The 13,196-nt window shown below is 58.4% G+C and carries 10 protein-coding genes; 3 read left to right on the forward strand and 7 right to left on the reverse strand.

The window, feature by feature from the left end:
• Window positions 1-3 precede the first annotated feature (3 nt).
• Window positions 4-1,191: a cytochrome c biogenesis protein DipZ gene (locus AC6I8N_RS10090; RefSeq protein ID WP_497830636.1), complete on the forward strand. Its 1,188-nt coding sequence runs from the start codon at window positions 4-6 to the stop codon at window positions 1,189-1,191.
• Between the two features lie 69 nt (window positions 1,192-1,260).
• Here the strand turns inward: AC6I8N_RS10090 and AC6I8N_RS10095 are convergent, their stop codons facing one another.
• Window positions 1,261-2,679 (reverse strand): aldehyde dehydrogenase family protein, encoded by a 1,419-nt coding sequence (locus AC6I8N_RS10095; protein WP_497830637.1) that lies wholly within the window; start codon window positions 2,677-2,679, stop codon window positions 1,261-1,263.
• Window positions 2,680-2,787: 108 nt separating this feature from the next.
• Between AC6I8N_RS10095 and AC6I8N_RS10100 the strand changes: the two genes are divergently transcribed.
• Window positions 2,788-3,681, forward strand: a complete 894-nt coding sequence (locus tag AC6I8N_RS10100) for a LysR family transcriptional regulator (RefSeq protein ID WP_497830638.1) — start codon at window positions 2,788-2,790, stop codon at window positions 3,679-3,681.
• Between the two features lie 15 nt (window positions 3,682-3,696).
• Here AC6I8N_RS10100 and AC6I8N_RS10105 read toward each other — a convergent pair whose 3' ends face one another.
• The 4 genes from AC6I8N_RS10105 to lplA form a co-directional block, all read right to left on the reverse strand.
• Window positions 3,697-4,680 (reverse strand): IS110 family RNA-guided transposase, encoded by a 984-nt coding sequence (locus tag AC6I8N_RS10105; protein ID WP_497829277.1) that lies wholly within the window; start codon window positions 4,678-4,680, stop codon window positions 3,697-3,699.
• A 219-nt stretch (window positions 4,681-4,899) separates the two neighbouring features.
• Window positions 4,900-5,361 (reverse strand): RES family NAD+ phosphorylase, encoded by a 462-nt coding sequence (locus AC6I8N_RS10110; protein WP_497830639.1) that lies wholly within the window; start codon window positions 5,359-5,361, stop codon window positions 4,900-4,902.
• Complete coding sequence (locus AC6I8N_RS10115) at window positions 5,358-5,801, reverse strand: Xre family toxin-antitoxin system antitoxin (protein ID WP_021183298.1); 444 nt, start codon at window positions 5,799-5,801, stop codon at window positions 5,358-5,360. The genes AC6I8N_RS10110 and AC6I8N_RS10115 overlap by 4 nt, the downstream gene beginning before the upstream one ends.
• 57 nt (window positions 5,802-5,858) lie before the next feature.
• Entirely contained in the window at window positions 5,859-6,875 is a 1,017-nt protein-coding gene (lplA, locus tag AC6I8N_RS10120) for a lipoate--protein ligase (RefSeq protein ID WP_497830640.1), read from the reverse strand.
• 244 nt (window positions 6,876-7,119) lie between these two features.
• Between lplA and AC6I8N_RS10125 the strand changes: the two genes are divergently transcribed.
• Window positions 7,120-8,232, forward strand: coding sequence for a lactonase family protein (locus AC6I8N_RS10125; RefSeq protein ID WP_021183296.1), 1,113 nt, complete (start codon window positions 7,120-7,122; stop codon window positions 8,230-8,232).
• A 23-nt stretch (window positions 8,233-8,255) separates the two neighbouring features.
• Here the strand turns inward: AC6I8N_RS10125 and AC6I8N_RS10130 are convergent, their stop codons facing one another.
• Both AC6I8N_RS10130 and AC6I8N_RS10135 read right to left on the reverse strand, forming a co-directional pair.
• Complete coding sequence (locus AC6I8N_RS10130) at window positions 8,256-8,519, reverse strand: hypothetical protein (protein WP_497830641.1); 264 nt, start codon at window positions 8,517-8,519, stop codon at window positions 8,256-8,258.
• A 66-nt stretch (window positions 8,520-8,585) separates the two neighbouring features.
• Window positions 8,586-13,154 carry an ATP-dependent helicase gene (locus AC6I8N_RS10135; protein WP_497830642.1) on the reverse strand — a complete coding sequence of 1,523 codons (4,569 nt, stop codon included), beginning with the start codon at window positions 13,152-13,154 and terminating at the stop codon, window positions 8,586-8,588.
• Window positions 13,155-13,196: the final 42 nt, after the last annotated feature.

Genomic DNA, 13,196 nt, shown 5'->3' on the forward strand with positions numbered 1-13,196 from the left:
CCTATGTCATTCATTATTGCGTTTCTCGCCGGGATGTTGACGTTGCTGAGTCCCTGTACGTTGCCGGTGATCCCGTTGGTGTTTGCCAGCGTGCGCGGTAAAAAAGGTCAGATGGTCGCTCTGCTGGTGGGGATGGTGTCGGTCTTCACCGTCGTGTCTCTGCTGATTTCGGTCGCCAGTAGCTGGGTGGTGCAGGTGACGCAAGCGGGGCGCTGGCTGGCGTTGTTATTCCTGGCACTGACGGCCGTCACGCTGCTTTCGACGCGGGCGGCCCAGCTAATCACCGCACCCTTGACGCAGTTGGGTAACCGTATCAATGACGCCAGCAATCGACGTAGCGGCCTCGCCGCAGCGCTGCTGGCGGGGTTGGCGATTGGCATGTTGTGGTCGCCCTGCGCCGGGCCGGTGCTGGGGGCGATTCTCAGCCTGGCGATCACCGCCAAAGATCCCCTCTCCGTTGGCTCGCTGCTGATTGCCTATGGCAGCGGTTGCGCACTGATGCTGGCGCTGCTGTGGTTTGCCGGGCGGGGATTGCTGGCCCGCCTGCGTCCGGGGTTGGCGGTAATGACACGTATGCGTCAGGGGGCGGGCGTGTTGATGTTGGCTTCGGTGGCGTTACTGGCCAGCGGCAGGCAGGGCGTTTTACAGGCAGGGCCGCAGCTGGCGCAAAATCTTGAACAGCGCTTAAGCCACTTTCTGCCGGCCAGCGCCCCCAAAATCACCCCGGTGCCGGTGGTTGAGCAGACACACAGCGGCTTCCCTGGGCTGGAGGGGGGAACCTCCTGGTTCAACAGCGCGCCGCTCAATCGTGCCGATCTGAAAGGTAAGGTGGTGTTGATTGATTTCTGGACCTATGACTGCATCAATTGTCAGCATACGCTGCCGCATGTGCGTGACTGGGCGAAAAAATACCAGGCGGAGGGGTTGACGGTTATTGGCGTTCACACGCCAGAGTATCCGTGGGAACGCGACCCGGCGGCGGTGGCACGCGCCATCAAGCAGTGGGGATTACCGTATCCGGTGGTGGCCGATAATAACTACGCCATCTGGAATCGTTTCGGCAATATGTACTGGCCTGCACATTACATTTTCGATGCTCATGGTCAGTTGCGTTACACCGCGTTTGGCGAAGGGGATTACGCCGGGCAGGAAAAGGTGATTCAGCAACTGTTGCAGGAGGCAAAAGCCTGACGTAGCGGCGCGATTTATCGCGCTGCTACGTGCGCGGGGCGGTAAAAACCCGCGCGATAAATCGCGCCGCTACGCGACAGTGAGCGCGCGCGATTCCAGAAACGCGGTGATCCCCGCTTGTCCCATCTCACGTCCGATACCCGAACAACGAAATCCACCAAAGGGCGCACGGGGTTCATGTGTCAGGGTATTGATCATCACGCGTCCCGCCAGAATCTGCTCACCAATCTGGCGGGCATGGTTTTCATCTGCGCCAATTACCAACGCCGACAGGCCATATTGGGTATCGTTGGCAATGGCGATCGCTTCCTGCTCATCACGGTAAGTCAGCATGCACAGCACCGGACCGAAGATCTCGTCGCGTGCAATCGTCATATCATTGCTGACATCGCTGAATAAGGTAGGTTTGACATACCAGCCGTCACGCAGAGCATCTGGTCGTCCGACGCCCCCGGTCAGCAAACGGGCACCCTGTTGCACGCCGATATCAATGTAGCGCTGGACCCGCTCCCATTGGCGCTGGTTAATCATCGGGCCGATGGTGGTCGCAGCATCTGCCGGAGGCCCCGAACGCTGGCGCTGCACGGCAGCGGTCAGTTCATGTTCAAACTCCGCTTTCCGATGTTCCGGTACCAGAATACGCGTACCGGCAATACAGGCTTGCCCGCTGTTGATAAAGCCGGCCTGCACCGCCAGCTCGGCGGCATGGCGGGCATCAGCATCAGGTAAAATCAGGGTGGGGGATTTTCCACCCAGTTCCAGCGTGACCCGTTTAAAGCTGTCGGCTGCGCTGCGCAAAATGGCTTTACCTGTCTCGGTCGAACCGGTAAACGAAATTTTCGCCACATCAGCACTGGTGCTGATGGCGTGGCCCACGCTGGCACCGCGTCCGGTGACGATATTGAATACGCCAGACGGCAATCCGGCGCGATCTAACGCCCTGGTCACCACGTCGGTTTGCCAGATGCTGAACTCGCTCGGTTTAATCACCGTGGTACAACCGGCGGCAATGGCGGTCGCCAGTTTATGGCAGATAAATCCGGCGTTGCTGTTCCACGGCGTGATCAACCCTGCGACCCCCAGTGGCAGCATTTGTACCGTGGCGCGACCCGCCTGCTGCACAAAGGGGTAGGTGCGCAACTCGGTCATCACCTGTTGCACGACATCCGCTGGATAGCGCGCCATCCACTGCGAACGTGAAGCAGGGGCACCATATTCTTCGCGAATCGCCTCGTGTAACGCCTCTTCGCTTTGTTGCAGGACCTCGAGCATATTGGCCAGCAACGCCAGGCGATCTGCGACGCTAAGGCGAGAAAAATCGGCAAAGGCAGCTTTGGCCGCCGCAATCGCTTGTAATGCATCGTTTTCATCTGCCAGCCGGGCTTTGCCGATAACGCTACCGTCAGCAGGTTTGATAATATCCAGCCACTCGGTGCCCGTCGGAGTGACAAAGCGGCCATTGATATAGATGTGTTCGAATGAGCGCATCAGGGGTTTCTCCTTATCAGGCGGGTGTGCAGAGCAAGGTAGCACGCGGGCACTGGCGCTATAATCCGCCTAACCCTGCAAAGGGTATTGCGTCTGACGGAATAATCGATGAATCGAACCGGTATCAGTGAACTTGAAATTGTGCTGGCAGTGGCGCGGCGTGGCAGTTTTAGCGGCGCAGCCAGTGAGCTGGAGATCTCGCCTTCGGCGGTGACCAATGCTGTCGCGGCGCTGGAAAAGCGCCTTGGGGTGCGGCTGTTTAATCGCACCACGCGCAGCGTCGGGTTAACCGAGGCCGGGCGGCGTTTTACGCAGAAAATCGCTCCGGCGGTGGAGATGATCCGCAGCGCATCTGAAGAAGTTGCCAGCCAGCCCGCCGATCCCGCCGGGACGTTGCGCATCAATGTGCCGCCGGAAAGTTGTGCGCTGTGGTATGACGACATTCTGCTGCCGTTTCTCGCGCGCTATCCACGTATTCGCGCGGAGATCCACAGTCAGAAGGAGAAAGTGGATATTGTGGCGGCGGGTTATGACGCGGGTATCCGGCTGGCGGATGATATCCCGGCGGATATGATCGCGGTGAAGCTGACGCCACCGCTGCAGATGATTCTGGTCGCGTCCCCCGACTATATTTCCCGCTGTGGCGCACCGGAGCAGCCGCAGGCGTTGAGCGATCATCCTTGCATCTGCATGCGTATGGCGGATGGCAGCATTTATCGCTGGGAACTGAGCCAGCAGCAGCGTCGCTATAAGGTTCTGGTCGAGCCGCAGTTGGTGGTGAATGATCTGGCTTCGGCGCAGAAAGCGGTCACCGGGGGATTGGGCATTGCCTGTCTGTCGCAGCGACATATCGTAGCGGATATACAGGCTGGCAGGTTGGTGCGCTTAATGCCGGAGTGGCAGGTTAATCTTGGCGAACTATGTCTTTATTATCCGGGCCACCGCCTGGTGCCCCCGGCGTTGAAGGCGCTCACCGGCTTTGTCCGGGAGAGGTTTACGTAGCTACCGTCTTGGACGTCAAGCGGTAGCTGCGTAATTTTCATCCCACTTTATCCGCGTTTTCAGCACCCCGAAGCACTGATGAACCAGCTTGCGCATCACCGCTCCAAGCGCGGCCTTGCTGGCTTTGCCCTTCGCGATTAGCCTCTGGTACAGCGCTTTCGCCGGGGCATTCCACCTGATCGCTACGATCGCCGCCATATACAGTTTCGCCCTTACGTCTGCCGGGCCTGTTTTTGACATCCGCGCACGCCCCCTGACTGAGCTCCCGGACGTTTTCTCCACCGGTACCACACCCAGCCACGCAGCGACCTGTGAAGCACTCCGGAACGGACACGAGCGCAGCACCGACAGCATTGTCGTGCCCACCACGCTGCCTATTCCTTTTATCGATTCCAGCAGCTCACGGTCTTCCTTCAGACCCGGATGATTATCTGTGTGGTCTGAGATGAGCGCTTCAATACGCTTCAGCTCGTCCCTGTGGGCTTTCAGGGTTCTCTCCAGCGAGTCAATGATTTCAGGCGCTGTGCGGGTTGAATGGGCTTTTTCCAGTCGGTTCTCCGCCCGCTGGACATCAGCCTGAAGTGAGTCCCGCAGACGCGTCAGCTCCCGAAGTTTACGGACCTCCGGGGAGGGAGGCACCCAGGCATCAGGCTGTTTCAGTTCGCCATAACGGGCCAGGACGTAAGCATCAACGGAGTCGTTTTTAGTCAGGATAGCCATTCCACGGGCGAACTCCCTGACCCGCTGAGGATTGCTGATGCAGACCGTGACGGGAGTATTTTCATGAAGACCGAAGGCGACGTTTTCGTGATAAATGCCGGTCGCTTCGAGCACCACCATCACCTGTTCAGGATGGCATTTTTGCCTGATTAACCAGTCATTTATCTCCCGATCGGCGCCGGGATGATTTTTGAGGGTTTTGGTTTTCTTTTTCCCGTTGCCGGGCAACAGGCAGAGGTCGAGTTTGTTTTTACTGACATCAATACCGAGATAAATCATAAGGCAGCTCCCTTTCACATGAACCATCACGCCATCTTGCCTTGTACATACGAAGTCAGAGCTTCTGGTTACCGTTCAGAGTAGATGCTGGCGTGAAAGGAGAAACGGAGGGCTTTAAGCTACGGCACAAGATCGGGTCTTAAGCGGCGCGACAAGCTGCCTCCGTTTCGTGTAACGGGTAGCTAACCAGTTACAACTTCAAGATACAAGCGGCGCGATTTATCGCGCAAAACGTTGATCGAAACGGAAGGGGATCTCCACCGCATTTTTAATCAGGGGCGCAAATTGCGGATGCTCGGGGTTGAGCAGGTAATTATACTCAACCGGCGATAAGGCGCTGGGCACACGTAACGCAACAGATGCCTGGCTGTCGATCCAAAAATCACCAAACTCACGCAACGCAGCGGGGGCCTGCGCGGCCGCCCAGTCCTGCGGTAATTGCGCCGCATCAACCCATTGAATTAAATCGTCTGGCACCTCAATGCTTAGCAGGGTGAAGAAATCGAGAATGCTGGCGCTTTGCAGATGGATAAGGGTTTCCAGCATGGTGAGGGAGGCGGTTTCGGAAGCGTACACCATCGATACGCCGATGCTGTTCCAGCGACCGCCACCTTCCCTGGCACCGTAGCCGCTCCACGCCGAGCTGAGAAAACGCGTTTTCGTCATCCGATATAACTTCACGAATAGACACCGTGCTCAAGGCGGGTGATCAGTTTCAGCACTTCATAAGCGCCGGTTTCAGAGGAGACTAAATCGCCGGGTTTTTGATTACCGAGGGCGCGCGCAGGCTCGTTCAACCATTGCAGCGCCTTTTCTCTGTCGCCTTCAAACAGTTCCACGGCGCGATCCATAACGCGAATAAAACGCACCAGACGTTCGCTCTGTTCCGCAGTAAAACGGTTTTTTAGCCCACGGGTAAAGGTGGTGCCGGGGATGCCGGTCATATGGCGCAGATCAGCCTGCGTAATACGCGCCCATGACACGATACGGCTGGCGACGGAACCCTCAAGACCGGCATCAATCTGGCCCATCAATAGCACGCCATCGGCACTGGTTAACCCGGCGAACTGCCACAAACGCTCTGGCGTTACAGGGGTGGCCGGGAGAGTGAATTGTTTCATTGTGCACCTCCATTTGGTGAGTTAATTATAACCATATGGTGATGGAGTGCAATGTGCTCAACGCAGGCTGGTGAGCAACCATTGCCCCAGCTGCGCCAGTTCGGCCTGCTGTTGTGGATATTCGCGTTCCAGACGCGTCAGTTGCGCGGCAACGGCTTCCGGGCGGTATATTACGCCGCCTAAACGTGCTGCCAGCGTTTCCAGCGGTGCCGGATTCAGGCTATCGGTGAAGATCTGGCAACGGCTAATGCTGCCGCGCTCAATGTCAAAATGGATCTCCACGCCACCCCAGCTAAAACGTTGATCGAGCAGATGGGAGAAATCCGGTGCCTGGCCGAAATTCCACTCCCAACTGCTTTGTTTGGCAAATTGTTCGGCAAAACCGGGCAAATCAGGCAAGGCTTCAGGGGAGATAAATTCAGGCTGGCACTGATCCTGATAGTACGCGAACCACGACTGCGTGACCGCGTCACAAATTTTCGCATAACTGATATCCGGCATCAGTTCGATCAAATTTGCCACGCGTGAGCGCACGGAGCTAATCCCTTTGGCCTGCAATTTTTTGATGTCAGGATTGAGATAATCCGCCAGCCGTGACAGATCTGCGTTCATCAGGAAAGTACCGTGATGGAAACCGCGATCGGGTGTTTCGCGGTAGGCTGAGCCGGAAATCTTGCGCACATCGCCCGCCACATTGACCACGATATCATTACGACCCGAAGCCTCTGCGCTGATGCCAAGACTCGCCAGCGCGTGCAGGATAATCGCGGTCGAGACGCTTTTATCATATTCCGGTTTGCCAGCCATAAAGGTAAAGCAGCAGTTACCCAAATCGTGAAACACCGCGCCACCGCCACTGCTGCGGCGCGCCAGCTTGATGTGATCTTCCGCCATGCGCCGGGTGTTGCACTCTTTCCACGGATTCTGCGCGCGCCCAATCACAATGGTTTCCGCGTTTTGCCAGAGAAACAACACGCGCTGGGTGGTGGGCATCTGGCGGAAAATACAATCTTCCACCGCAAGGTTAAACCAGGGGTCATTTGATTGGGACACTAACAAGCGCAAACTCGTCATACCGGACTCCGTTTCCATCATCAATGCGCCTGATGTTAAGCCATCCGCCACCAGTGAGCCAGTGCACAATCCTGGATTAAACTTTTTGCGCTAAAAAACACTAACCCATTGAAATGGTGTGCCCTTTGTCAGGATGCCCAAAGCGCGTCGGGCAATCACACATTACCCGGCGGCATAATGCCGCCTATATCTGTAGGCGGTGAAGCAGCCTGCCTGGGGCTGCTCCTGAATCGCGGAGATAATAATGAAAATTGCTCTACGTCTGGCGTTGCTTACGGCGCTGACTTTTAGTGCGCCATTGCTGGCGCAAACCTTTGTTTATGTATCCGAAGCCAGTGACGGCAACATTGCCCGTTACAGTCTGAATGAGAAAACCGGCGCGCTGACCTTACTCGGGCAAACCTCCGCAGGGGGGAAAGTGATGCCGATGGCGCTGAGCGCCGATCATCATCGCTTGTACGCCGCGATCCGCAGCCAGCCCTTAAGGTTGATGAGTTGGACGATTGATGCGCAAAACGGCGATTTGTTGCAGGCCAACGAAACCCCGGCCGCAGCCAGTTATCCCTATATCAGTACCGACAGTCAGGGGCGTTTTCTGTTGGGTTCTTCCTATGATGGCGATGTGGTGCACGTTTATCGTCTGGCCGCTGACGGCAAGGTTATTGCACCGCCGGTGGCCGCGTATAAAACCGGCCATGCCGCGCACTCGGTGATTAGCGATGCAACCGGCCGTTCAGTTTATGTTGGCAACCTCGGGACCGACCGGGTGTTACAACTCAATCTTACCCCGGACGGCAGCCTGACGCCGATTGGCAGCGGTTTTGTTGCAACGGAAGCCGAGAATGGTGCGCGTCATTCCGTCATGTCGCCGGATAACCGTTATCTGTACAACATTGGTGAGATGGGCGGCATCATTACGCAATTTCAGCGCCAGCCCAACGGTGCGTTGAAAAAAATCGCCGAGTGGCCCAACGCAGTGGCAGCGCAATATCATCTGCAACATGGTCGTGAGCGCCTGGCCGATTACAACGATCCCACGCCGCGTATCTGGTCGGCGGATATCCGTATCACCCCGAATGGTCGTTTCTTGTATGTGACCGAACGCACCAGTAGCACGGTGACGGGTTATCGCGTCAATAAGCAGGATGGCAAATTAACCTTAATCGGCAGCTGGCCGGTGGAAAAACAGCCGCGCGGCATTGCGATTTCGCCCGATGGACGCTGGTTGATTGCCAGCGGAGAGAAAAGCAACGTCACCGGCAGCTACGCCATTAATCGACGCAGTGGGGTGCTCAAACGGGTTGGCAGCGCACCCGCTGGCGGCGATGCGAACTGGGTGACGGTGGTGAGTTACTGAAAACGTTAATCATCAGCAAGGCGCTAAAATGCGTGCCTTGCTGATGATATGCTTTGATTGGCAACGGTTTCCAGGTTTTGTAAGCGATCGATAATGATGTCAAAGGCCAGGTTTGCGCCATAAAAAGCACAATGACCAATTCGCTCAATATGGCCAGATTTGCAGAAACGAGTAAGCGCTTGATCGATAGATGCACGGGAACCCACTTCGGCAAACAGTGAGGGAGTGAAAGGTTCCCCGGTTGGTTGTGCCGCAATCAGCTCTCTGATTGCCTGAGTTGTGGACATGGTGACCTCCGTTTGTCAGATATTTTATGAAAAAATCTGATATTCAATAAGTTCAGGTTATCGATTTCACCCATACCAACTGTACCCCCTTGGCACGCGAGAAAAGCCGGCTTCTTTCAGCGCGGCAAGCAGCGGGGATTGTCCGGCGGGCTGATCGTCAACACGTTCCAGGGTAAAGCTGAGGTGTTTTTCCCGTCGAAGAGCTACGCCCAGTGCCAGCACTGCGGCATGTTGTTCATCGAAGGTGGCGTTGGTGGCAAACGTCATCAGTTCCTTACCGCCTTGCGGCAGATACAACAACACGCGACCAGCGGCGATCACCACCACTGCGCCTTGACGGCGGGTGGGGCGATTTCCGGCCAGGCTTAGCGGCCACGGCAATTGCACACCGAAGGGGTTAGCGGGATCGAGCACCGCCAGCGCTACCGGGGTCCCCACCTGGCGTGGGCTATTGGCGAGTTGGCGCAGGCGATCAATCACCGTGTGTTCAGCGAACTGGGCGGCCCCCATGCCTGCGACAAAGCGGCCACGCAGCAAACGGCCGCTATCTTCCAGGCCACGCAACACCGGTTGCAATGCCGGAAAACCGCCGGGCACCTGCTCGGCGATAGCCGCGCCGCGACTGACGACAGCAAAGCGATCGAGCATATTTTCCGTCAGTGCCAGGGCGCGCTCGGTGTCGGCCAGCGCCGGGCGCGCCAGCAACGACCAGCGGCCCGCCATGCTATTGAGGCCGGGACTGCTGGCAACGAGGCGGGTTGGGGCAGCATACCCCCGATGTCCATGCCGATGGCGGTGGGTACGTGGTCGCGGTGTGCTGGCATGACCGGTAACGCTGCGTAAGGCTGACCAGGTGTCGGTGGTGAGATAACCGCGCCAGGCGAGATCCCACATGGCCTGGTAAATCAGGGTGGGATCGCCTTCCTCAGACGTGAGGCGCGGGACCAGTTGGCGCACAAACCAACCGCTCCCATCCTGTAACAGCGTCAGGATCTGTTGTTGCAACGGCGTCAGGGCGACGTTTTGTCCTTGATCCGCGGGTGGCAAGGTTTCGGCAGCATACTCGCTCAGATGCAGTGACACCATCCCTTCTGCGGCTGCTGCGGTGCGCCGTCCATGCCAGACCACTTCGCCACTGGAGAGCAATTCGTCCAGCATTGCAGGCTGATAATCGCGGACCCGCGCCGGGAGGATCTGCGTTTCCCACAGCGCGGCAGGCAGGGCAATTCCCGCTAGCTGTTCAATCACCCGCACCACGCCGTTGACGCCACTCAACGCCCCCTGAGCCTCACGCGCGTTGGCATCGCTGATGACTCCCTGACGTTCCAGCAGCAGGGTGACATAGATCGCCGGATCAACCGGTTTCGTGGCCTCACGCGCCGCCTGGAGCGAGCGCAGGCGCAGGCGACGAAACACATTTTCCGCCACCCACTGCGGTTCATCATCGTCAGCAGTGGTGAAGTCACCTTTCATCAGTTTGCCCTGCTGACGTAATTCTTCCAGCGCATCGGTCACCACGGCGACACCAAGGCCGAAGTGACGGGCGAGGTCTTTGCTGGTGAATAACGCGTGGGTACGGGCATAGCGCTGGAGCAAATCATATAACGGACGTGTCACGCGCTGGAGCAAGGCTGGCGGCAGTGTTTCCGGCACGCGGCAACCCAGCGCATCACGCAGACGCGAGGCATCTTCTGCCAGCGCCCAGCGTGTCTCACCGGCAATGCTGACGCAAAAGATGCGCTGTGCCTGTTGCAAAGCCTTTAAACCGTCACTTAACGCCTCATCGCCGCTGTAGCGCAGCGCCAGTTCTGCGTGGGTTAACGGACCGACCTCGCGCAGCAAGTCTGACAACGCTTCGATACTGGTGGCGTGATAGCTGGCGGGCAGGCGCTGTAACTCTTGTTCCACCCGCGCCACCATGTCAGCATCGAGCAGCTCACGCATATCCACTTCACCGAGCAGCCGCTTCAGCAGTTTGCTGTCCAGTGCCAGCATCGATGCGCGTTTCTCCGCCTGGGGAGCATCGCTGGCATACATAAATTCCGCCACATAACCGAACAACAGCGGTGCTGCAAAAGGTGAAGGGGATTCGGTGGTGACATCTGCAAGCTGAATCTCTCCCTGTTGCAGACGTGCCAGCAGATGGTGCAGGGCAGGAAGATCATAAACATCCTGCAAACATTCACGGGCGGTTTCGATCAGGATGGGAAAATCATCGAACTGGCGGGCAACTTCCAGTAACTGCCCGGCACGCAGTCGCTGCTGCCATAACGGCGAGCGTTTGCCCGGATTGCGGCGTGGCAGCAGCAGGGCGCGGGCGGCACACTCGCGGAAGCGAGCGGCGAACAGCGCCGACTGACCGACCGACTGACTTACCACCCGTTGCAGTTCATCCGGCTCAAACAGGAACAATTCAGCGCCAGGTACGCGACCGTCGCTATCGGGAAAGCGGGCGACGATACCGTCATCACTGGCCACTACGGCGGGATCGATGCCCATGATCCGGGTGATCCGCTCAGCCACCGCCAGCGCCCACGGGGCATGGACGCGTTGACCATAGGGTGAATGCAGGATGACGCGCCAGTCGCCGGTTTCATCCCGACAACGCTCAATCAGCAGCGTGCGGTCGGTGGGGAGCACGCCGGTCGCCTGGCGCTGCTCGGCGATCAGCGTCTGGATATTATGACGGGCATGGTCATCCAGGGTGTCGGCTATGGGGGCACCCTGATCAACCTCGCGCAGATAGCGCCCAATGGCTTCACCTAATGCGGCAGAACGCCCTACACCTTCGCCATGCCAGAATGGCAGACGCGCCGAACGCCCCGGTGCTGGCACCACCACCACCTGATCGTGGGTGATTTGCTGGATACGCCAGGAGGTGGCACCGAGGGTAATAATGTCGTTCACCCGCGATTCATACACCATCTCTTCATCCAGTTCCCCGACTCGCCGCGCGCCAGTTTGTTCTTCTCCTTCCGGCAGCATCACGCTAAACATGCCACGGTCCGGGATGGTGCCGCCGCTGGTGACAGCCAGATGCTGCGCACCGGGGCGACCACTCAGGGTGTGATTATGTCGATCCCAGATAATGCGCGGGCGCAGATTGGCGAATTCGTCTGAGGGGTAACGTCCGGCCAGCATATCCAGTACCGCTTCGAACGCGGCGCGTGGCAAGGAGCGGAACGGATCGGCGCGCCGTACCAGGGCAAACCAGTCATCAAGTTGCAACGTCTCCATCGCGGCGGCGGCGACAGTCTGCTGGGCCAGGATGTCGAGCGGATTGTGAGGCGGGGCGATAGCATCCAGGTCGCCTGCCAGCATCGCTTCAACCGTGACGGCGGTATCCAGCAAATCACGCCGGGTACGGGGCCAGAATATTCCTTTGGGCGTGCCGCCCACCTGATGTCCGGCGCGTCCGACACGTTGCAGAGCGCTGGCGACCGACAGTGGCGCACCCACCTGAATCACCAGATCGATATCGCCCATATCGATACCCAGTTCGAGGCTGGAGGTCGCCACTACGCAACGAAGTTCACCGGCTTTCAGGGCGGTTTCAATCTCCAGGCGCTGCTCCTTTGACACCGAACCGTGGTGCGAGCGGGCAATCAGGTTGTCCGGCGTCTGCGTGCGTTTTTCCGTGCCGCCGGTAAAGGAGCCGTAATCAAAGGAGGCTTCCGGTACGGTCGGCTGCTCACCCAACTGGCGGGCGTAGCGTTCATTCAGGCGCGCGGTGAGTTTCTCTGCCAGCCCGCGCGAGTTGGTGAACACCAGCGTGGCGCGGTGGCGCAGCACTTCGTCAAGAATGCCCGCTTCAATATGCGGCCAGATCGACCCGGCGGCGAGCGTGGCATCCTGCACAGCCTGGCTGTCCGGACGTTGCTGGATGTCAGTCATATCCGCCACCGGAACGGTGATGGTCAGTTGCAGTGGACGCTTCGCCGCCGGATTGACCACCAGGGTTTCGCCCACCCCTCCGAGAAAACGCGCCACGGCCTCGGGGGGACGTACGGTCGCGGATAACCCAATCCGCTGCGCCGGTTGCGCCAGCAACGCATCGAGCCGTTCCAGACTGAGCGCCAGATGCGAGCCGCGTTTGCTGCCCGCTACCGCATGGACTTCATCGACGATCACCGTGGATATTCCCCGCAGCGTTTCGCGCGCTTTGGAGGTCAGCATCAGAAACAGGGACTCAGGCGTGGTGATCAGGATATCCGGTGGGCGGCGTTGCAACTGCGCCCGCTCAGCGCTGCGTGTATCGCCAGAACGCATCCCCACCTGCAAGGTGATTTCCATTTCATCCTGCTGGCGGCGTTGTGCCTCCACCCCCGCCAGCGGCAATTGCAGGTTGCGCTGCACATCGGCGGCCAGCGCCTTCACCGGCGAGATATACAGAATGCGGGTTTTATGACTGCGGGCAACCGCATCTGTCTGACTGCGTTCTCGGAATAGCGCATCGATGGCATGCAGAAAGGCCGCCAGCGTTTTACCCGATCCGGTTGGTGCAATCACCAGGCAATTTTTACCACTGGCGATGGCCTGCCAGGCTTTGGCCTGAACGGGGGTGGGGGCAGCAAAAGTGGCCCGGAACCATGCCTGCGTAGCGGGTAAGAAATGCTGGAGAGCTGCGTCTGACATCCGATTTCCCTGATTTCACTAAGGTGCGTTTTGCAGTGTAGC

The organism is Pantoea sp. X-Soil-TKNS-1279 (genome assembly GCF_059730565.1).

Coding starts and splice junctions, on each gene's coding strand:
- AC6I8N_RS10125 (WP_021183296.1), top strand. CDS start 7,120: ATGAAAATTGCTCTACGTCTGGCGTTGCTTACGGCGCTGACTTTTAGT.
- AC6I8N_RS10095 (WP_497830637.1), bottom strand. CDS start 2,679: ATGCGCTCATTCGAACACATCTATATCAATGGCCGCTTTGTCACTCCG.
- AC6I8N_RS10135 (WP_497830642.1), bottom strand. CDS start 13,154: ATGTCAGACGCAGCTCTCCAGCATTTCTTACCCGCTACGCAGGCATGG.
- AC6I8N_RS10130 (WP_497830641.1), bottom strand. CDS start 8,519: ATGTCCACAACTCAGGCAATCAGAGAGCTGATTGCGGCACAACCAACC.
- AC6I8N_RS10105 (WP_497829277.1), bottom strand. CDS start 4,680: ATGATTTATCTCGGTATTGATGTCAGTAAAAACAAACTCGACCTCTGC.
- AC6I8N_RS10090 (WP_497830636.1), top strand. CDS start 4: ATGTCATTCATTATTGCGTTTCTCGCCGGGATGTTGACGTTGCTGAGT.
- AC6I8N_RS10100 (WP_497830638.1), top strand. CDS start 2,788: ATGAATCGAACCGGTATCAGTGAACTTGAAATTGTGCTGGCAGTGGCG.
- lplA (WP_497830640.1), bottom strand. CDS start 6,875: ATGACGAGTTTGCGCTTGTTAGTGTCCCAATCAAATGACCCCTGGTTT.
- AC6I8N_RS10115 (WP_021183298.1), bottom strand. CDS start 5,801: ATGAAACAATTCACTCTCCCGGCCACCCCTGTAACGCCAGAGCGTTTG.